Below are 21121 nucleotides of genomic sequence, written 5' to 3' on the forward strand. Positions count from 1 at the left end.
TCTAAAAGCGCCAACGATGTAGTTGGCGCTTTTTATAACAATACCAATGAAAAAATAACTATTTTTGTTTTAAACAGTAATATTATAACAATGAAAAAAATTAGTATTCTAATGGCTATAACCGCTACAACTGTTGCGTTTGGACAAAGTCAAAAATCAAATGCAATAAAGTATCCTGATACTAAAAAAGGAGAAACAGTTGACACCTATTTTGACACTAAAGTAAACGATCCATATCGTTGGCTTGAAGATGATAAATCTGCTGAAACTGCTGCTTGGGTAAAAGCAGAAAATAAAGTTACGTATGCCTATTTAGACCAAATTCCTTTTCGTGAAGAGTTGAAAAAACGCATGGAGAAATTATGGAACTATGAAAAAATTGGAGCACCTTTTGTAAAAGGAAAATCAACATATTATTCTAAAAACAACGGATTACAAAATCAATCTGTAATTTATAAAAAAGGAGTAAACGGAAAAGATGAAGTTTTTCTTGACCCAAATACATTTTCAAAAGACGGAACAACATCTTTAGGAGGATTAGATTTTACCAAAGACGGTTCTCTAGCAGCTTATTCTATTTCTGAAGGAGGAAGCGATTGGAGAAAAGTAATCATCATAGATACAGAAACTCGTAAAGTATTAGAAGATACATTGGTAGATGTAAAATTTAGCGGAATTTCCTGGAAAGGAAAAGAAGGATTTTACTATTCTAGTTATGAGAAACCAAAAGGAAGTGAATTATCTGCTAAAACAGATCAGCACAAATTGTATTTCCATAAGTTAGGAACTCCACAAAAAGATGATAAAGTTGTTTTTGGACTTGACCAAAAAAGAAGATATGTTGGAGGTTCAGTAACCGATGATATGAAATATTTGGTGATTACGGCAGCAAACTCAACTTACGGAAATGAGTTATATATTAAAGATTTATCTAAAGAAAATAGTCCAATTATAACTATCGTAGATAACTTTAATAGCGATAATAATGTTATCGAAAACGAAGGAACTAAATTATTTATCGAAACTGATTTAAATGCGCCAAACAAACGTATTGTAACAGTTGATGTAAGTAATCCGAAACCAGAAAACTGGAAAAATTTCATCGCTGAAACAGAGAATGTACTTTCGCCATCAACAGGAGGAGGATATTTCTTTGCAAATTACATGAAAGATGCTGTTTCTGCAGTAAAACAATATGATTATACAGGAAAATTAGTTCGCGAAATAAAACTTCCAGCTTTAGGAACAGCAGGTGGATTTAGCGGAGAAAAAGCAGATAAAGTAGTGTATTACTCATTTACAAATTACACAACTCCAGGAACTATTTACTCATTTGATGTTAAATCTGGAAAATCAGAAATTTATCAGCAACCTAAAGTTGATTTCAAAAGTGCCGATTACGAATCAAAACAAGTATTCTATACTTCAAAAGATGGAACAAAGGTACCAATGATGATCACTTATAAAAAAGGATTAAAATTAGACGGTAAAAACCCAACTATTTTATATGGTTACGGAGGATTTAATGCAAGCTTAACACCATCATTTAGTATTGCAAATGCAGTTTGGATGGAAAATGGTGGAGTATTTGCAGTTCCAAATCTTCGTGGAGGAGGAGAGTACGGTAAAAAATGGCATGATGCAGGAACAAAAATGCAAAAACAAAATGTATTTGATGATTTCATTGCAGCAGCCGAATATCTTATTGCTCAAAAATATACATCTTCAGATTTCTTAGCGATTCGCGGAGGATCAAACGGAGGATTATTAGTTGGAGCAACAATGACACAACGTCCAGAATTAATGAAAGTAGCTTTACCAGCAGTAGGAGTTATGGATATGTTGCGTTACCATACATTTACAGCAGGAGCAGGTTGGGCATACGATTACGGAACAGCTCAGGATAGCAAAGAAATGTTTGAATACATCAAAGGATATTCACCAGTTCATAATGTAAAAAATGGAGTTCATTACCCAGCAACTATGGTAACTACAGGAGATCATGATGATAGAGTAGTACCAGCACATAGTTTTAAATTTGCAGCCGAATTACAAGAAAAACAAACAGGAGATAATCCAGTTTTAATTCGTATCGATGTAAAAGCAGGACACGGAGCAGGAAAATCTGTAGCAGCTACAATTCAGGAAAATGTCGATATTCAGGCATTTACATTGTACAATATGGGTTTTAAAGCATTGCCAAAAAAGTAATACTTAAGAATTAAAATATTTAAAAGCAGGCTTTTCTAACTTAGAGAAGCCTGTTTTTTTATGGGATTAAATTTAACTATAAAGGTTTTTTTACCGCAAAGGGAGCAAAGATTTGAAATCCATTTAATCCTTATAATCTGTGGCAAAAAATTAACCGCAGAGTTCGCAAGGATTTACGCAAAGGGCACAAAGGGATACGCAATGTTTTTTCTATAATATTGTCTTTCTGACGAAGGAAGACACGAGCGATAGCGAACTGGCGAAGCAATCTCCGTGAGAAACTCCATAATCTTTGTCGAGCTACTTGATGAGACCCTTCCTTCGTCAGGGTGACAATATTGAGGTTTGTTTGTGTTTTGAGTTTAAATACTACAGGTGTAGTTTTTACCCTCAATAAAACTTTAGTGAAAAATCTGTGTACATCTGCTCAAATCTTTTTCAATCTGCGTGAAAAAATAATTCGAGAAATCCGTGGCTAACTTTTATGTAGTTTAAGCTAAATTTGAAATATCAAAAAATAATAAAAAAATGGAAATTGTTAGATGGGGAATTATAGGTTGTGGCAATGTAACCGAAGTTAAAAGTGGACCTGCATTTCAGAAAGCAAAAAACTCAGCATTAGTTGCTGTAATGCGTAGAGACGCTGCTTTGGCAGAAGATTATGCCAAACGCCATAATGTTCCTAAATGGTATTCGAATGCTGCCGATTTAATAAACGATCCCGATGTCGATGCCGTGTATATTGCAACGCCGCCATCATCTCATAAAGAATATGCGTTGTTATGTGCCAAAGCAGGAAAACCTGTTTATGTCGAAAAACCAATGGCGCTAAATTTCGAAGAATGCAACGAAATGATAAGCGCTTGCAAAGAACACAATGTGCCATTATTCGTAGCGTATTACAGAAGATGTTTGCCTCGTTTCCTAAAAATAAAAGAACTAATAGATAATGGAATCATTGGAACGCCAAGACACGTAAATTGTGTTTTGTATCATTCGTTTGAAAAAAGATACGATGACGAAATTAACTTACCTTGGACAGTTTTGCCGCATCTTTCGGGTGGCGGAATATTTGTCGATTTAGCTTGTCATACACTAGATTTTCTAGATTTTGTTTTCGGACCAATTAAGTCCGTTCGAGGTCACGCCACATCGCAACTTATGGCATATCCAGCCGAAGATAGCGTTTCGATGTCGTTCTTGTTCGAAAACGGAATTCATGGCACAGGATTATGGAATTTCGGCAGTCACCGTCGTCATGATATTGTCGAGATAGTAGGCGATAAAGGCAAGATTTCCTTTTCGACTTTTGGCAATGATCCAATAACACTCGAAGATAAAGACGGAAAAACAGAAAGCTTCCCAATAGATAATCCGTTGCACATCCAGCAACCGCTTATCGAAACCATCGTGCAGGAATTACTTGGTACTCCGGGTTGTCCGTCTCACGGTGTTTCGGCAGCCAGAACCACTTGGGTTATCGATGAGGTCTTAAAAGAATTCAGACAAGCACATCTAGTTAAGTAAAATAGTTTTTAGGAGCAATTTCCTGCTGTTCGCTATATCTTTTTATAAGGTGAAAAAACCTTATAAAAAGGATGCCTCCCGAGACTTCGGGGCATCAGGGCTAGAGCTATAGAAAGTCATAATAATAAAATGCCTTTATAGGACTTGTTTTCTGTAAAGGCATTTTTGTGTAGAAAAATACTGCTATTTATACTGTTTTAGACTACCTTTAATACTCCCATCTTAAAATTACTTAGCATGAAACAAATTATTAATAAAATAAAATACTTTGTACAAACAAGTCATTTTAAAAAATATGCCAAGCGCATTGGGTTTTTCTTCCTAGGTCTTATCGCATTATTACTACTTGCATCGGGAGGATTAGCCTATTATTTTAATCACAATAAAGATAAAATTGTTGTCAGGATAAATGATAAGATAAATGACAACATTAGCGGAACGATACACATTGGTGATATTCAGTATAAATTCTTAACAGGATTTCCTAATCTTACATTGGCATTAAAAGATGTCGAGCTAAAAGATAGTTTGTGGGCAATGCATAAACGAACATTTCTTACCGCAAAAGAAATAGAAGTACGATTGAATATTCTGAGTTTAATATCCGATAAAATCGACTTTCATAAAATCGAAATCAACGACGCAACACTCGATTTGTACAAAGGTCCAAACGGAATTACAAATTCAGACATCTTCAGAAAAAAGCCTAAGAAAGACACAAAAGAAAGCGGGAAAACTACATTGGTAGACGAAATAAGTATGACCAACGTGCATTTTATTTCCGAAAACAAACCCCGAAATAAACTCTTTGATTTTGAAGTTGCAGCCTTAAAAGCCAAAATCGATTACGATGGAAGCGATTTTAAAACTAATCTTTTTGTAGATACCAATGTAAAAAGCATGGCATTTAATACCGAAAAAGGAAGTTTTGCCAAAGACAAACGAATCAGAGGAATTATTGCCGTTGCTTATAAAGCGGATAAAAATAAAATCACTGCCGACGTCGATGGACTCGAAATAGGAGGAGATAAATTTGATGTTAAATCCTATTTTGATGTAGGTAAAACCAGTTCTAATTTCGGGATAGAAATCAAAACCAGAATCCTCTGGAAAAACGCCACCTATTTGCTTGCCAATAATATTAGTTCCAAGTTAAAATGGTATGATTTAAAAGATCCAATCGGTGTAACCTGTACAATCGATGGAGATTTAAATTCCGAAGGCGATCCAAAAATAAATGTAGTAGCCGAAGTTAAAGACAATGAACTACGTATTCCCGACGGATTAATTTCAGATTGCACCTTCAACGGGAAATTCACAAATATACTCAAGGAAGAGTTAGGCTGTTATGATTCCAATTCAGCGGTAATAATACATGGATTTAAAGGAGCATATAACACAATTCCTTTTGTAATTCCAGATGCAATGATTCATAATTTTGATAAACCCGTTGCAACAGGAATCCTAAATGCTGATTTTGATGTTACAAAACTCAACAATATAATCAATGCCGATTTAATGCGCTTTTCCAACGGTCAAGCCAAAGTCAATTTTAAGTTCGAGTGTGATATAGTCGATTTATACTTCCGAAAACCAAAATTTATAGGAAGCGTTCGGGTTGCAAACACCAGTTTAAAGTATATTCCCAAAGGGCTTACTTTCGAGAAAACTGATATTCAGCTGGATTTTACCGAACAGGCATTGGTAATTAAAAAATTCGCATTCAAGGATCGCCGTAATACTGTTTTTGTAGAAGGAAGAGTCGATAATTTCCTGAATCTGTATTATGATGCACCTGAAAAAATGCTTGTAGATTGGAAAATTTATAGTCCAAGTATTGATATAAAACAATTTCTGGGAGTTATTGCTGCAACCCAAAAGAATAAGCAAGTCAGTAAAAAACCAGCAAATCATCAGAGTTTTTCAGATCAGCTTCATACCGTAATAAATAAATGTCAAGTCGTCTTGCAGCTTAATATGGATAAGCTTGTCTATGCCAAATTAGCGGCAACAAATGCAAAAGCAACTATTAGGCTAACAAATTCTAATGTAACAGTACAAAACGGATTCTTGCAAACCGCCGGAGGAACAATTGATTTCTCGGCAGTATTAAACCCAAATGGCAAAAAGTATAATTTTAAATCAGAAGCCCAAGTTACCAATGTCGATATTACAAAGTTCCTGACCTCATTCAATAATTTTGATATAAAATCATTTGATGCAAAAGATATAAAAGGAAAACTAACATCCAAAGCAAGCGTTGCAGGAATAATGGATTCCGAAGGGAATTTGATAAAGAATTCAGTAACAGGTAATGTCAATTTTAAAGTCAACAATGGAGCTTTAGTAAATTTTGAGCCAATTGTAAAAATCGGGAAGTTTGCCTTTCCGTTTCGTGATGTAAAGAATATTACGTTTAGTAATTTATCTGGCGATGTTATCTTGAGAGGGCAGAATATAGATGTGAATAGTTTAAGAGTAAGTTCAAGCGTTCTTAATTTTGATGTTGCCGGAATTTATTCCCTAGGTCATGAAACCAATTTAGCCATGACAATTCCACTCCGAAATTCTAAAAACGATGTAAAATTAGCTTCCAAAGCCGAGCGAGATGCCGTTCGTAACCGTGGAATCGTTTTACATTTATTAGCCGTCGATGATGGCGGAAAAATCAAAATTAAATGGGGAAAGAAAGAGGGTAAGAATAAGTAGGGTTTATTTTAAATATTTATATTTGAACGTAATCTTCTAAATAATAATATGGCATCAATAAGACTTTGGACTCGTGAAGAACTAATACTTACATTTAATTTATACTTAAAAATTCCTTTTGGGAAAATGCATAGTAGAAATAAGGATATTATTGACTTAGCTAGTCTTATTGATAGAACACCAGACTCAATATCCTTTAGATTGGGAAATTTTGCAAGTGTAGACCCATTTCATATTAACAGAGGAATTGGTGGATTGAAAAACGGGATGAATCAAGTTAAGCCTATTTGGGATGAGTTTTTCAATAACCAAGAAGAATTAATTTTTTTAAGTGAACAAATTCTTGCTCAAAAAGAGAAGACTTCAATTGAAAAGAAATTTGAAGATGTACTTTTTGATATAAAAGACTTAAAAGGACAAGATGTTATTAGAGCAGTAAAGACGAGAGTAAATCAATCTGCTTTTAGGCAAATGGTTTTGTCTAATTATAATTATAAATGCGCAATCACAGGAATTGATATTCCTGAACTTTTGTTAGCTAGTCATATAATGCCTTGGTCTAAAAGTGAAGAACATCGATTAAATCCTGAAAACGGAGTTTGTTTCTCCGCACTTTACGATAAAGCTTTTGACAAAGGATTAATCGGAATAAATACGAACCATGAAATAATGTTTTCTGATTCAATCAAAAAGAAAAAAGAAACTGAATTTTACATTAGATATTTTTCTTCACTTGAAAATCAAAAAATTAATGTTGCTCAAAAATATTTACCTAGAAAAGAATTCCTTGAATATCATTTAGACACAATTTTCAACAAACAAATAATCTTATAAACTTGAAAAGCCACTACAAAGTGGCTTTTCTCATTCTAACTATTCAGCATCCAAATAAGGATTTAAAGTTTCAGCTAATTCATTCAACCAATAAAAGCCATTTTCAAGGCTTATTTTGTCAAATTTCAGTGTTTCTGATTCTCGCATTAGGCTTAAAGCAAGTATATAGTTTACTTGTCTAATTGTTTTTGCCATACTTATTGGGTCGATAGATTTGTTGAAGAAATCGGATAACCGCAATGCTGTTTCTTTTGTAAGGGTGTTTGTACTCATAATCTGAAAGTTTAGGGAATATAAAACCCGAATGGGTTAGCTGTCCTACGCCTTTCAGAGCGTTGCAGTTGTTTCCAATACCGCCAGCGTACCACACGGGCAAAAGTTTAGTCAAGTTCATAATCTGAAAGTTTAGGATTGCAAAGATACCAAAAAACACTTGCGATTAGTACAGTTTCTTTATCAATCTAAAAAGTTATGGATAATTTTGGGTTGCTTATGGTTGCTGGACTTCGACTCCGCTCAGTCAGACAAAAAGCGTAAAAAAACCTCAATTTATTTTCATAATGTTTTATTAACTTATTCGTTTTTTTATTCAATTTTCGATAGCTTTGAGAAACAAACATTAAACATATAGTAAGATGAAAATTCAAATCAACACCGACAAAAACATTGATGGACACGAAAGATTAGAAGCTTATTTCTCTGGAGAATTAGAAAAGTCTTTAGCACGTTTTGATAACAAAATTACTCGTATCGAAGTGCATTTTGGAGATGAAAACGGAGAAAAATTCAGCGTAAACGATAAAAAATGTGTGATTGAAGTTCGTCCAGTAAAACTACAACCTATTACAGTTACTGACCACGCCGATACGCTTGAAAAAGCTTTCCAAGGTGCTTTAGGTAAAATCAAAAAATCACTTACTACTACTTTCGAAAAAATGAAAGAGTATTAATCTAAATACTAATAAATGTAAAAGGCATTATCTCAAAATAGATAATGCCTTTTTTTATTTTAGTAAAGCTGTCATTTCCTTCCAATGCAATATTTTGATTTTTTCGTTGCCATTATTAGCAGCGTTAACCATTGCCTTGGCTATATCACTTGCTTCAATGCCTTTGTATTTGCTTAGGTTTCCTATGAATAACGGATTGATAAATTTAAATATTCCTATGAATACTTTTTCCAGAGGTCGGCTTTCTTTTCTGTTTCCTAAAATCATCGAAGGTCGGAAGATATAAGTATGGTCGAAATTCAAGCTAATAATATCTTGTTCCATTTCTCCTTTTGTTTTAACGTAAAAAACCGATGAACTTGGGCTTGCTCCAACGGCAGAAACTAAAAAGACAGATTTTGCTCCATTTTCTTTAGCTAGTTTTGCTGCCAATACAGGATAATCATGGTCTATTTGGTAATAGATTTTTTTGTCAGGCGTTTTCTTTTGTGTAGTTCCAAGAGCAATGTAAACTTCGTCTATGGCGATATCTTTAACGACATTGGGTAAAGATTGAAAATCACCAATAAGGGTTTTTAGTTTTGGATGTTTAATGTCTAACTCTTTCCGAACAACGATTGTTACTTGTTCGTAATTAATATTACTCAATAAGTTTTCGAGAATATAAGAACCAACTAAGCCACTTGCTCCATAAACAATTGCTTTTTTCATAACATTGAGTGATTTGTTTTGTGTAAGTTAGAAATTTTTGCCACAGATTTCACAGATTAGAATGATTAATCTTTTTTAATCCCTTAATCTGTGGCAAAAAAAAACAACTCTCTAGTTTTTATCTAAAGCTCCAGCAACATAACTATATGTTTCTATGGGTTTGTATTTTTGTTTCACGCAGATTTTGCAGATTGAGCCGATTTTTTTTCTAATCTAAAGCTCGAGCGAGCGATATATTTATAGCTAGTTTAATTTGCGCTATGATAATCCAGCTCCAGCGGAACAACATTACTATATGTTTTTATGCGTTTGTATTTTTGTTTCACGCAGATTTTGCAGATTGAGCCGATTTTTTTCTAATCTAGAGCTTCAGCGAAGCGACATATGATTTTTACCACGATTCGATATGTCAGCTCGATGGGGTTCTGTTGGTGTGTGTTTTTGATTTTCTTGTACATGAATCTTTGTGTAACTCTGTGGATTCTTTGTGAATCTCTGCGAAACCCAAAAATAAAATTAAGATAATAATAACGCTTTTCGCTGTTGTAAAAAGTAATTTTGCAGTCCCAAAAAACTAGTTCTTTATGAAAAGAAAAGAGACTTGATTTGGGTTATCAAATAATAAATCATTTAAAATAAATTCATGAAAAATCAACTACTCGCATTCTTAACCGCAGTTCTTATAGGTTTTGGTGTAAATGCGCAAGTAAAATCATCAGAAACTAATGTTCTGGTTCTTATTCATTCTCAAAATGGAGGAACATACAAAATGGCGAAAGCTATGGCTGAAGGAATCCAGGAATATCCAAATACAAAAGCGACAATAAAGCGTGTTGCATCTATTAATCCGAAAGAAAAATTAAATGCTGAGGTTGAGAAATTACCAATAGCAACTATTGAGGAATTAGCAAATTATGACGGAATCGCATTCGGGAGTCCAGTTCATTTTGCTAATATAAGTGCCGATATGAATTACTTTTTCAGCAAGAGTATTCCGCTTTGGACTTCAAGAGCTTTAGAGGGAAAACCAGCAACAGTTTTTATGTCGGCAGGATCGGGTGCAGGAAAAGAAGCAGCAATATTATCTTTTTGGAATATACTAGCTTCCCACGGAATGGTAATTGTACCTACGGGAATTATGGGTACAGCTACGTTGGATAAATCAGTTCCTCAAGGGAATACTCCTTTTGGAGCAACTTCTTTAGCGGGATCTGTTGGTGCACGACCATCTGCCAGCGAATTGAATTTGGCAAAAGAACAAGGAAAAGCCTTAGCAAGAGTGGCTTCGGGTTTAAAAAATACAGAAAGTGCAAAAGAAGTAAAAACAACTTCGGTAGAAAGCAAAGGAAATATCGATGTCAATAAAACATTAAAAGACAATAATATTGTACTTCCTGAAGCTCCTAAACCTGTTGGCAATTATGTGCCATTTACCATTTCGAACAATAAAGTATACATTAATCAGGTAGCGTTAAAAGATGGTAAAATATTAAATCCGGGTAAAGTTGGTGCAACGGTTACAGAGGAGCAAGCTAAAGAAGCAACTTATCAGACGATGCTTAATGTTATTGCAGTTTTAAAAGAAGCTTGTGGTGGCGATTTGAACAAAGTAAAACAATGTGTTCAGTTAACTGGATATTTTAATACAACTCCAGATTATACGCAACACGCAGGGATTATGAATTCAGCTTCAAATTTAACGGCATTGGTTTTTGGAGAAAAAGGAAAACATGCAAGAGCAACAATTGGAGCGGCTTCGTTACCAATAAACTCGGTTGTAGAAATTCAAGCTATTTTCGAAATAGAATAAAGTATCTCCTATACTAAAAAAAACAAAACCCCGAATACATTATGAATGTATTCGGGGTTTTGTTTTATGTTAATCGAACGAATTTGTTGGTTTTATGATTTTGGTAATGCTGCACCAACAGCAATATCGCAGCGGTGACCTTCTTGCCCGTGTGGTGGATTCATTCCAGGAGCAGTTACAGCATAATTAGTTGAACCTGCTGGTGGAGGAGGTACAGTTACTTGCTGACTAACGGTGCCCGATGCAGGTTGTGCAGTAGTAGTTTGTGTTGTAGTAGTTTTTGCAGCAGCAGAATTTAATGGTGCTCCAACAGCAATATCACAACGATGTCCTGCTTGTCCGTGAGGAGGATTCATTCCTTTAGGGGTTTTAGTAGTTGTTGGCTGTGGTGTAGTATTTGTAACTACGGCAGTTGTAGGTGCGGCTTGCGTTTGTGTTGTAACTTGTTGTACAGGTTGAGAAGAAGGCGAATTTAAAGGCGCTCCTACTGCAACATCGCAACGGTGACCAGGTTGCCCGTGTGCAGGATTAACTCCTCCTGTAGCACCCATTACTGTATTTGGGTTTGCAGCAGGTGCAGGGGTTTGAACTGTCGAATTTGCTTTGGTCGTATCTTGTGCTAATCCTAATTTTACCAATTCTGAGGCTGGTGTATTTTCCTGAGGTTCTAATTCTTTTTTGCAAGAAATAAAAAGGATTGAGGAAATAACTAACGAACTTATAAGGATTTTCGGATTCATGGTTGCATAATTTTAAAGTTCTCAAATATACTCGTTTTTGATTGATTTTTGTAGTCCATATTTGTTAAAAGGGGTTTTTAGCTTGCCTTTTTACCGCAATGGGACGCGGATGATACGGATTTACAAAAGTAAAGACGCGGATTAAAACGGATTTTAAAAAATAATTCAAACCTCGAACCGTCGGAAAGGAAGAAAATCCGTTTTAATCTGCGTTTTCGCTTTCGCGAATCTGTTTAATCCGCGTTCCTTCAGCAAAGAGTTGGAGAAACTTTGCGGTTAAATTATCGCCACAGATTAAAAGGATTAGACAGATTTCAAAACTTTGCACCCTTTGCGTAGCCCTTTGAGAACTTTGCGGTTAATTTTTTTCTGTCACAGATTTCTCGAATTAGCACAAATTTTATGCACTTTGCGGTAAATTCTCTATATTTCTGCTTTAAAAACAAATAACCATATACCATGAAAAAATCAATCTTACTACTACTATTCATTACCTCTTTTGCGCAAGCACAAACTTCAGACACTGATAAAATTAATAAAACGCTCGATGCTTGGCATAAAGCTGCAGCCGATGCTAGTTTTGAACCATACTTTGCTTTAATGGCCGATGACGCTATTTTTATTGGAACTGACGCTACAGAAAATTGGAACAAAGCCGATTTTAAAGTTTGGGCAAAGCCATTTTTTGATAAAGGGAAAGCTTGGAATTTTACAGCATTAGAACGTCACATCTTTTTTGATGCAACTGGAAAAACAGCTTGGTTTGATGAATTACTTGATACACAAATGAAAATTTGCCGTGGATCTGGAGTTATGGTAAAAGTAGGAAAAGAATGGAAAGTAAAACATTATGTTTTGTCTATGGCAGTTCCGAACGACAATGTAGATGAAGTTGTTAAAATAAAAGCACCATTAGAGGATGTTATAATTACTAAACTTAAGAAAAAGTAAGTAAAGACTTTGTTTTTAGTCTTTTAAAAGTTGAGGTTTCAATTTCGTTATAATGCAATTGGCAAATTCATATCTTAATTGGAACCTCAAAATGGTATACTCTCAAAAAAAAGTACTGAAAAATGCAATATCGATGATAATGTAATGTTAAGCGCTATTTTTTTTAACCCTTGAAAATTAAAAGATTCATTTTTTTATAACTTTGACCCCTATAAAAATAGGGTTAAAGTAAAATATTTTAAAAATGAAAATAGAAAAGCGCTGGATTATATCCTTTATTGTTATAAGTATTGTGTGTATAACGGGTGCATTTTGGCCAGCTGTTAACAGTACAGATTATATTCTTTCGGAATTTGGAACTACAGAACAAATTGTTCCTGCCGATGTTGCCTGGATGCTTACTTCTTGTTGCTTGGTTCTGATTATGACGCCAGGTCTTTCCTTTTTTTATGGCGGAATGGTTGGGAAAAAGAATGTGATTTCGACCATGCTCCAAAGTTTTATCTGCCTTGGTGTAGTAACTCTTTTATGGGTTGTACTGGGGTTTAGTCTTGCTTTTGGTGAACCAATAGGAATTCATTCGGGAGGAAATTTTTATAGTTTCGTAGGTAATCCAACTACGTTTGCTTTTATGGATTATGTGGGTGTTTTGCCTCACAAACAATTAGCAAATACAGTTCCGTTTATGTTGTTTGCATTATTCCAGATGAAGTTTGCGGTTATAGCGCCAGCGATAATTACAGGTTCATTTGCCGAACGAGTTCGATTTATTTCCTACCTGCTTTTTATATGTTTGTTCACGATATTTATCTACGCGCCTTTATGTCACGCGGTTTGGTATCCTACAGGAATTTTAGGGACTTATTTTGGCGTTAAGGATTTTGCAGGAGGAACAGTAGTACATATGAGTGCGGGTTTTGCAGCACTAGCAGGAGTTTTGGTTTTAGGGAAAAGAAAAAATAGCCGACACATACCAACCAATATTCCGTTTGTATTATTAGGAACAGGAATGTTATGGTTTGGTTGGTTTGGCTTTAACGCAGGTTCGGCTTTGGCAGCTAATGGTGTTGCGGCAATGGCTTTTGCTACGACAACAACAGCATCTGCGGCAGCGATGTTAACTTGGGTGTTTTATGATAGAATCAACGGACGTAAGGTTTCTGCTTTAGGAGCTTGTATTGGTGCTGTTGTAGGATTGGTTTCGATTACGCCAGCTGCGGGATTTGTGTCTGTACCAGAAAGTATGTTCTTTGGATTTAGTGCTGCTTTGGTTTCGAACATGGTTGTAAATGCTAATTTCTTAAAGAAAATCGATGATACATTAGATGTTTTTGCTTGTCATGGAGTTGGCGGAATTATGGGAATGATTCTTACTGCAATATTTGCACATGGCGATAAAGCGAGTTTGCTTCATGGCGGATGGATGGTTTTTGCACACCATATGATGGCTTTGGTTTTGGTTTCGATATTTACTTTTTTCGGAGCTTATCTTTTATTTAAACTTACCAATGTAATTATCCCAATGCGCGTATCAGAGGAGTCTGAACACATCGGGTTAGACTTATCTCAACATGACGAAACGCTAGAACCTAAGATAAGAAGTGCTAATTAAAATTGGCTATAAAGAAACACGGATTTAACCGCAAAGGTCGCAATCCCGAAGCGTCGGGATACGCAAAGGGCACGAAGCTTTTAAAATTTGTGTTAATTTGAGTAATTTGTGGTAGAAAAATTAACCGCAAAGATCGCAAGGATTTACGCAAAGGACACAAAGCTTTAAAATTAGTGTTAATTTGTGTAATCTGTGGCAAAAAAATAATCTGTAGAGATAAATTTAGTCCTCATTTATACAGAAAACCACACTCAATATTTAGGTAGAAAAAAGCTATTAGAGGTGGATTTTTTCATTTTTGAAATCCGATGCCATTCATTCGTATATATTCCTTAATTTTGCCGAAATATTTGTAAAAAAGTGGGAAGTAAAAATAAACTAAAGAGATTCAAGGAAAACGAAACATTTGATAACGTTTTTCAACCAACGAGAGAAGAAGTTGTAGGCGATTTATTTCCGCATAAAGGGAAATGGAATAAAGACTTCTTTAAGAATGATAATCCGTTGGTACTTGAACTAGGTTGTGGAAAAGGAGAGTATTCTGTAGGATTGGCAGAAAGATATCCAAATAAAAACTTTATTGGAATCGATATTAAAGGGGCTCGTTTTTGGCGAGGTGCCAAAACTGCTGTTGAAACAGGTTTACATAATGTTGCTTTTATTCGTACTCAAATCGAATTAATCAACCATATTTTTGCTGAGAATGAAGTAGATGAAATCTGGATTACTTTTCCAGATCCGCAAATAAAATACAAACGTACTAAACACCGTATGACCAATTCGGAATTTTTACAGTTGTATAAAAAAATCCTTAAGAAAGATGGTGTTGTAAACTTAAAGACTGATAGCGAATTTATGCACGGTTATACACTAGGATTGTTGCACGGAGAAGGCCATGAGGTTTTATATGCCAATCATAATGTGTATGTAAATGAAGGAAGCCCGGAAGAGGTTACTGCTTTTCAGACATTTTACGAGAAACAATATTTAGAAATTAATAAGGCAATTACGTATATTCGTTTTAAAATTAAAGCGTAGTTTTCTCTTTAATTCCAGTTTCCCCATTCTTTAATACATGATTCGCAGCGCATGACATTTATTATTCCTTTGCTTTTAGGCTTTATTACGGCTTTTATTGGTATTATTCCGCCAGGATTAATCAACATGACGGCAGCCAAAGTGAACTTAAAAGAAGGGAAAAAGAATGCGTTATGGTTTGTTGCCGGAGCAGTACTTATTATATTCTGTCAGGTATATTTGGCGATTTTGTCGGCAAGGATTATTGATCAGCGACCAGATGTTGTGATTTTATTGCGAGAAATTGGTTTTGGAATTTTTGCAGTCTTAACGGTTTACTTTCTGTGGATTGCAAAAGAGCCAAAAAAGAAAAAAAACAAGATTAAAAATCAGAGCAAGAAAAGCCGTTTCTTTTTAGGAATGCTACTTTCTGCACTTAATTTTTTTCCAATCCCATATTACGTTTTTGTCAGTGTTACGCTGGCTTCCTATAAATTATTTTTATTCGAAAACCATTTTATATCCGTGTTTGTAACAGGATCAGTTTTGGGATCGTTTACAGTTTTTTACTGTTATATCGCTTTTTTTCAGAAGATAGAACAGAAAACAGATTACATACTCAAGAACATGAATGTCATTATCGGAAGTATTACAGGAGTAATTTCGATAATCACACTTTTTAATATCATACGATATTATTTCGCTTAATTTTTACTTGAAAATAAAGCCATGGCAGAAGATAATTTTTTCGAAAGGGTTTACGTGATTGCAAGACAGATTCCGTACGGGAAAGTTACCTCGTATGGCGCTATTGCAAAAGCATTGGGTACGGCACGTTCGGCAAGAATGGTTGGTTGGGCAATGAATGCGTGCCATAATATGGATGATGTTCCTGCACATCGTGTGGTAAACAGAAAAGGTTTACTTAGCGGTAAGCATCATTTTGACGGTACAAACTTAATGCAACAATTACTCGAAAACGAAGGAATAGAGGTTAGAGACAATCAGGTTGTAGATTTCGAAAAGCATTTTTGGCAACCAGAAATAGAATTATAGATTCTGTAATCTTTGTCAAAGTTCGAACTTTGACAAAGATAAAACGACAAACTTAAATCAGGCAAATAACAAAATTAGTTCTGTTTTCATCGGTTTGGTAGCTTAAATAACCTCCATGAGCCTCGATAATATTCTTAGAAAGCGTAAGTCCGATTCCCGCACCTTCTTTTCGGGTTGTGAAAAAAGGAAGGAATATTTTATCTCTTATTTCAGGTTCAATTCCTTTTCCTGTGTCAGAAATTGTGATAAAAAAACGATTGTTTTCGGTCAATGTCGATAAGTATATTCTCTTTTCCTGTTTTTCTTTCAATGCAAAAATACTATTGGTAATCAAGTTGATGATAACCTGTTCTATTTGGCTTTTATCAATTAGGATAGAACGCGAACTATTAATGTTGTTTATTAGTTCAATACCTTGTTCTTTTAAGATTGGCGTCATAATCTTTAAGCAATCTTCAAAAAGAGTATTAATCGATACAGGTTTTTTATCTGGAGTAGGAAGCATGGCTAGTTTTCGGTAGTTTTCTACAAAAATTTGCAAATGGTCGCTTCGGTTTATAATAGTCGAAATGCTACTTTTTATATCATCAAAATCATCTTCTTCCAATTTTTCCTGATCTATTATTTGAAGTAAATTTTGCGAAAGCGAACGAATTGGCGTCAGGGAATTCATCAGCTCATGCGAAATTATTTTCATTAAAGTAATCCAGGCTTCTTTTTCTTTTTTATCAATTACACGCTGAATACTATCTAGTAAAATGATGAAATATTCTTTGTTTAATGATTTTGTTAATGAAGTCTGAAGCATGAAAGTTTGTAAATCCTGTTGCTCGATTTTGACATCAATAGCCGTTTTTAATTCGCTAAATTGAGTATTCTCAATTTCTTCGCAAAGTGACGGAAGGTAATTTTTAAGATAATTCCAATGGCTTACCTTAGGAACCGCAAATGTGCTAGAGAAACAATCATTCATTAGGAATATATTCCAATTGTTATTGTCTTTTTCCAGAATTAAAATAGCAGTGTCGATATTGTTTAAAATAGAGCGATAAATTAACTCTTTGGATGTTTGTTCTTGTTGCTTTTCTTTTAATGTATCATACAAAAGCGAGAGATTTTTAAAACTGCCTTTTCTTTGTTCTTCAGGAAAGTTGGTCGAGTAATCATTTTGAAGAATAGAGAGAATGGTTTTGTCGTAAAAACTCATTTTACTTTTGATGAAAAAATACATTTCAGCCAAAGCAATAATAACTACAGCAGCTACTAAAATGCTATTATAGTATAATCCCTTTTGCGCAAGATATAATGAAGAAAAAAGAATTATTATGACAATAAAAACACGTAAAAATAAGGCGTTATAAAATTTCCAGTTTTTCATTATTCGATATTTTTTAAACCGTATTTTTCAATTCTTCTGTATAAAGAAGCTCTTGATAATCCTAATTCTTCGGCTGTTTTGCTGATGTTTCCGTTGTTTTTAAGTAAAGATTTCTCTACGGCGCTCTTTTCTATTTCTGATAAAGGATTTTCGTCATTAATCTGGAAATCTTCAAAATCCAGAATATCGAGATCAGTTATAGTAATGGTGTTGTTTTCGGATAGGATTAAAGCTCTTTCGATCTTATTTTCCATTTCGCGAACGTTACCTTTCCAAGGATATTTTTCCAGATGTTTGGCAACATTGCTATCGAAAGTTAAATCGGTTTGATTGTATTTTTCTCCAATTTCGTTAAGGAGGAACTCAGCCATTGGTACAATATCGTCTTTTCGTTCTCGTAAAGATGGTAAAGTGATTTCCATAGTGTTGATTCGGTATAGCAAATCTTCGCGGAATGTTTTGTTTCTTACTTCGGCTTTTATATCACTATTTGTGGCGGAAATTATCCTTACGTTTAGTGGTCTTGCTTTGCTTTCGCCTAAGCGTGTTACCGATTTTGTTTGTAAAACATGTAATAGTTTCGATTGTAAATGCAACGGAATATTCCCAATTTCGTCCAGAAAAATAGTTCCGCTGGCAGCAGCTTCAAAACGTCCCGGAGTATCAGTTTTAGCATCGGTAAAGGCACCTTTGGCATAGCCAAATAACTCACTTTCGAATAAATTATCACTTAAGGAACCTAAATCAACATGTACAAAAGGTTTGTCTTTTCGTTGTGAGTTTTGATGAATATGTTGTGCGAAGACAAATTTACCAGTTCCGTTTTCTCCTAAAATAAGTACGTTAGCATCAGTTTTGGCAACCTTTTCGGCAATAGAATAAGCTTGTTTTATTTTGGCTGAAGTTCCAGTGAAATATTTCTTTTCTTCGGGTTTTGTAATTACCTTTTTAGATTTTTTTCGGCTTTCTTCAACAGCATTGTCTATTGTTGCTAGTAATTTTTCATTGTTCCAAGGTTTGAGAACATAATCAAAAGCGCCAATTTTTATGCCTTCTACAGCAGTTTCTATTTTACCAAAAGCAGTCATTAAAATAACAATTGTTTGTGGAGATAACGTTTTGATTTCTTTGAGCCAATGTATTCCTTCACGTCCGTCTTCAAAACCAATGCGATAATTCATGTCTAATAAAACAACATCAATGGGGTTTTCGGACAAGAGCGAGATGATTTTTTTTGGATCGTTTGTGGTAAAAATTGATTCGAAATGTTTTTTCAGAATCATTTTTACCGAAAAAAGAATTTCTTCCTGATCATCAACAACTAGTATATTGGCTTGTTTTTTTCGCATGAGCTATTTTTTTGTTCGATTGTGAACGGTCAACTGTTCATTATCGAACACTACTTTTTTTTGGTGGTTTTGAAACTGCTATATAAATCAATGCTTTATGAATTATAATTCTTTTGGCACAATATTTACCTATTGGTTATCAGTAAATTATTAGAACTCATGGATAAAGTAATTCCTCGTAAAAGTAAAAAAATTAGGTATCTGACAATAGGAATAGTAGCTTTTTTAGCTTTGGCAATTGTAGTATTTTTTTCTTTCAATAAAAAAAGAAGTCTGAATGTAAAGGGAGACGAATTAATCGTAAAGAAAGTTGAGATGGCTTTTTTTGAAGATTTTATGGTTTTTCAGGCTAAAGTAGAACCTCTTAATGTGATGTTGGTTAACGTAACCGAAGGAGGTTCGGTTAAAGAGATTTTTGTTGAGAACGGAGCTACAGTTGTAAAAGGGCAACCTTTGGCAAGATTGTACAATCCGAATACGGAACTTAATTATCTTACACAGGAAACAGCAATTATCGAACAGATAAATAATCTAAATACGGGTAAACTGAATATTAGAAATCAAGAGTTGAACTTGACTAAAGATTTAGTTGCAATAGAACACGATTATAATGATGCAAAAAGATTGTATGATATGAACTCAAAATTATATGAAAAGGATGTAATCTCAAGAAATGATTGGAATACATTTAAAGAGAGTTTGCGTTTTCAGGATGAACGAAGAAAAACAATTCAACAAAGTATCCAGAAGGAGAAGCAAACGAATCAATTGCAAATTTCACAAATTAATCGTTCGATTCAGACCATGGAAATGAGTTTGGATATTTTGAGAAACAACAAGAAAAACTTTTTGATAACTGCACCAGAATCGGGAAGACTTACTTCTTTTCAACCCGTTTTAGGAAAAACTTTTCAGGCGGGAGAAAGCATAGGGAGAATAGATTCTAAACAAGGTTATAAATTAATGGCGGAAGTAGATGAGTTTTATTTGGAGAAAATGCGCGAAGGTTTAAAAGGAGAAATAGAATATCAGGGAAAAATTCTAAATGTGCTTGTAACCAAAGTAATTCCTGAGGTAAAAGGTGGTCGTTTTTCTATTGAATTGAATTTTGATCCAAAAGAAAAAATAGTTTTGCAAGACGGATTAAGTTTTGGTGTGAAATTAATTTTATCTGAAAGAAATAAAATCCTTGTTTTATCTAAAGGAGCCTTTAATCAGGAAACAGCCGGAAAATGGATTTTTGTTGTAAACGGAAATAAAGCAGAGAAAAGAGTAATTAAATTGGGAAGAGAAAATCCTGCTTATTATGAGGTTCTTGGAGGATTAAAAGAAGGAGAATCGGTAATAACATCTTCTTATTTAGATTATAAAGATGTGGAGGAATTATCGATTAGCAGTAAGTAATAGTGTTCAGTAACAGTAATAGTAACAGTTTTTAGTTTACGTTTTACAATTCACATTTCACAAAAGAATAATGTTTCAATCATCAATCAAAAAATCATCAATCAAAAAATCACAATCAACAACACAATCAACAACACAATTAATATTTAAAAATATGATAACAATACAAGATTTAACTAGAGTTTTTAGAACAGAAGAAGTAGAAACTGCAGCATTAAGTGGTATTAATTTGAAAATAAAAAAAGGAGATTTTTTAACTATAATGGGGCCTTCTGGTTGTGGTAAATCTACTTTGCTTAATATAATCGGGCTTTTAGATAGCGCCAGTGGTGGGAGTTATAAGTTACTGGATAACGAAATGATTGGTCTTAAGGAAAAAGGCAGAGCGAATGTTCGTAAAGAAAATATCGGTTTTATTTTTCAAAATTTCAATCTTATCGATGAGCTTTCTGTTTATGATAATATAGAGTTGCCATTAATTTATAATAATGTAAAGGCATCTGATAGAAAGCAGAAAGTGGAGGCAATTGCCGAAAAACTTAATATTTCTCATCGATTAAAACATTTTCCGCAACAGCTTTCTGGAGGACAACAACAACGTGTTGCCGTAGCAAGAGCGTTGGTTAATGATCCAAAAATTATTTTGGCGGATGAGCCAACTGGAAATTTAGATAGTAAAAACGGAAATGAGGTTATGGAACTTTTAACCGATTTGCATGCCAAAGGGGCAACGATACTTATGGTAACGCATTCGGATTACGACGCATCTTTTTCGCAAAGAACAATTCATATGAAAGATGGGGTAATTTTTTCGGAAAGATTAAATCAAAGAAATGTAGATGTTTTTAAAGTATAGGAATCA

At 34.3% G+C, this 21121-nt stretch carries 18 protein-coding genes; 13 read left to right on the forward strand and 5 right to left on the reverse strand.

Annotated features, from left to right (window positions below):
• Positions 1–111 precede the first annotated feature (111 nt).
• From ACJ6WR_RS11810 to ACJ6WR_RS11825, 4 genes are all read left to right on the forward strand, one after another.
• The gene (locus ACJ6WR_RS11810) at positions 112–2211 is read left to right on the forward strand and encodes a prolyl oligopeptidase family serine peptidase (RefSeq protein WP_409417929.1); all 2100 of its coding nucleotides are present in this window, start codon (positions 112–114) and stop codon (positions 2209–2211) included.
• A 528-nt stretch (positions 2212–2739) separates the two neighbouring features.
• Complete coding sequence (locus ACJ6WR_RS11815; RefSeq protein ID WP_409415353.1) at positions 2740–3738, forward strand: Gfo/Idh/MocA family protein; 999 nt, start codon at positions 2740–2742, stop codon at positions 3736–3738.
• A gap of 237 nt (positions 3739–3975) precedes the next feature.
• Positions 3976–6447 (forward strand): AsmA family protein, encoded by a 2472-nt coding sequence (locus ACJ6WR_RS11820; RefSeq protein WP_409415354.1) that lies wholly within the window; start codon positions 3976–3978, stop codon positions 6445–6447.
• Between the two features lie 48 nt (positions 6448–6495).
• Complete coding sequence (locus ACJ6WR_RS11825; protein ID WP_409415355.1) at positions 6496–7281, forward strand: HNH endonuclease; 786 nt, start codon at positions 6496–6498, stop codon at positions 7279–7281.
• Positions 7282–7320: 39 nt separating this feature from the next.
• On the opposite strand, the gene ACJ6WR_RS11830 is transcribed toward ACJ6WR_RS11825, so the two are convergent.
• Positions 7321–7554 carry a hypothetical protein gene (locus ACJ6WR_RS11830; RefSeq protein ID WP_409415356.1) on the reverse strand — a complete coding sequence of 78 codons (234 nt, stop codon included), beginning with the start codon at positions 7552–7554 and terminating at the stop codon, positions 7321–7323.
• 362 nt (positions 7555–7916) lie between these two features.
• Between ACJ6WR_RS11830 and ACJ6WR_RS11835 the strand changes: the two genes are divergently transcribed.
• Positions 7917–8231 carry an HPF/RaiA family ribosome-associated protein gene (locus ACJ6WR_RS11835; RefSeq protein WP_035622048.1) on the forward strand — a complete coding sequence of 105 codons (315 nt, stop codon included), beginning with the start codon at positions 7917–7919 and terminating at the stop codon, positions 8229–8231.
• Between the two features lie 54 nt (positions 8232–8285).
• On the opposite strand, the gene ACJ6WR_RS11840 is transcribed toward ACJ6WR_RS11835, so the two are convergent.
• On the reverse strand, positions 8286–8942 hold the full coding sequence (locus tag ACJ6WR_RS11840) for an oxidoreductase (protein WP_409415357.1): 657 nt from the start codon (positions 8940–8942) through the stop codon (positions 8286–8288).
• Between the two features lie 643 nt (positions 8943–9585).
• Here ACJ6WR_RS11840 and wrbA point away from each other — a divergent pair.
• Positions 9586–10752: an NAD(P)H:quinone oxidoreductase gene (wrbA, locus tag ACJ6WR_RS11845; protein ID WP_409415358.1), complete on the forward strand. Its 1167-nt coding sequence runs from the start codon at positions 9586–9588 to the stop codon at positions 10750–10752.
• A gap of 92 nt (positions 10753–10844) precedes the next feature.
• Here wrbA and ACJ6WR_RS11850 read toward each other — a convergent pair whose 3' ends face one another.
• A complete protein-coding gene (locus tag ACJ6WR_RS11850) occupies positions 10845–11492 on the reverse strand; it encodes a hypothetical protein (RefSeq protein ID WP_409415359.1) in 648 nt (215 codons plus the stop codon).
• 459 nt (positions 11493–11951) lie between these two features.
• Here ACJ6WR_RS11850 and ACJ6WR_RS11855 point away from each other — a divergent pair, with 459 nt between their 5' ends.
• From ACJ6WR_RS11855 to ACJ6WR_RS11875, 5 genes are all read left to right on the forward strand, one after another.
• Positions 11952–12443, forward strand: coding sequence for a nuclear transport factor 2 family protein (locus ACJ6WR_RS11855; RefSeq protein ID WP_409415360.1), 492 nt, complete (start codon positions 11952–11954; stop codon positions 12441–12443).
• 244 nt (positions 12444–12687) lie between these two features.
• Entirely contained in the window at positions 12688–14055 is a 1368-nt protein-coding gene (locus ACJ6WR_RS11860) for an ammonium transporter (RefSeq protein ID WP_039116989.1), read from the forward strand.
• Positions 14056–14415: 360 nt separating this feature from the next.
• Entirely contained in the window at positions 14416–15093 is a 678-nt protein-coding gene (gene trmB, locus ACJ6WR_RS11865; protein WP_039113764.1) for a tRNA (guanosine(46)-N7)-methyltransferase TrmB, read from the forward strand.
• Positions 15094–15144: 51 nt separating this feature from the next.
• Positions 15145–15780 carry a LysE family transporter gene (locus ACJ6WR_RS11870; protein ID WP_409415361.1) on the forward strand — a complete coding sequence of 212 codons (636 nt, stop codon included), beginning with the start codon at positions 15145–15147 and terminating at the stop codon, positions 15778–15780.
• A gap of 21 nt (positions 15781–15801) precedes the next feature.
• Entirely contained in the window at positions 15802–16128 is a 327-nt protein-coding gene (locus ACJ6WR_RS11875) for an MGMT family protein (RefSeq protein WP_409415362.1), read from the forward strand.
• Positions 16129–16180: 52 nt separating this feature from the next.
• Here ACJ6WR_RS11875 and ACJ6WR_RS11880 read toward each other — a convergent pair whose 3' ends face one another.
• Together ACJ6WR_RS11880 and ACJ6WR_RS11885 are read right to left on the reverse strand one after the other, a co-directional pair.
• Positions 16181–17506: a sensor histidine kinase gene (locus ACJ6WR_RS11880; protein ID WP_409415363.1), complete on the reverse strand. Its 1326-nt coding sequence runs from the start codon at positions 17504–17506 to the stop codon at positions 16181–16183.
• On the reverse strand, positions 17506–18855 hold the full coding sequence (locus tag ACJ6WR_RS11885) for a sigma-54-dependent transcriptional regulator (RefSeq protein ID WP_409415364.1): 1350 nt from the start codon (positions 18853–18855) through the stop codon (positions 17506–17508). Before ACJ6WR_RS11885 ends, ACJ6WR_RS11880 begins: the two co-directional genes overlap by 1 nt.
• A 159-nt stretch (positions 18856–19014) precedes the next feature.
• Between ACJ6WR_RS11885 and ACJ6WR_RS11890 the strand changes: the two genes are divergently transcribed.
• Both ACJ6WR_RS11890 and ACJ6WR_RS11895 read left to right on the forward strand, forming a co-directional pair.
• The gene (locus ACJ6WR_RS11890; RefSeq protein WP_039116985.1) at positions 19015–20259 is read left to right on the forward strand and encodes an efflux RND transporter periplasmic adaptor subunit; all 1245 of its coding nucleotides are present in this window, start codon (positions 19015–19017) and stop codon (positions 20257–20259) included.
• Between the two features lie 154 nt (positions 20260–20413).
• The gene (locus ACJ6WR_RS11895) at positions 20414–21115 is read left to right on the forward strand and encodes an ABC transporter ATP-binding protein (protein ID WP_323490239.1); all 702 of its coding nucleotides are present in this window, start codon (positions 20414–20416) and stop codon (positions 21113–21115) included.
• Positions 21116–21121: the final 6 nt, after the last annotated feature.

Source organism: Flavobacterium sp. PS2, from assembly GCF_046250155.1.
In the GTDB taxonomy this organism is placed as follows: domain Bacteria; phylum Bacteroidota; class Bacteroidia; order Flavobacteriales; family Flavobacteriaceae; genus Flavobacterium.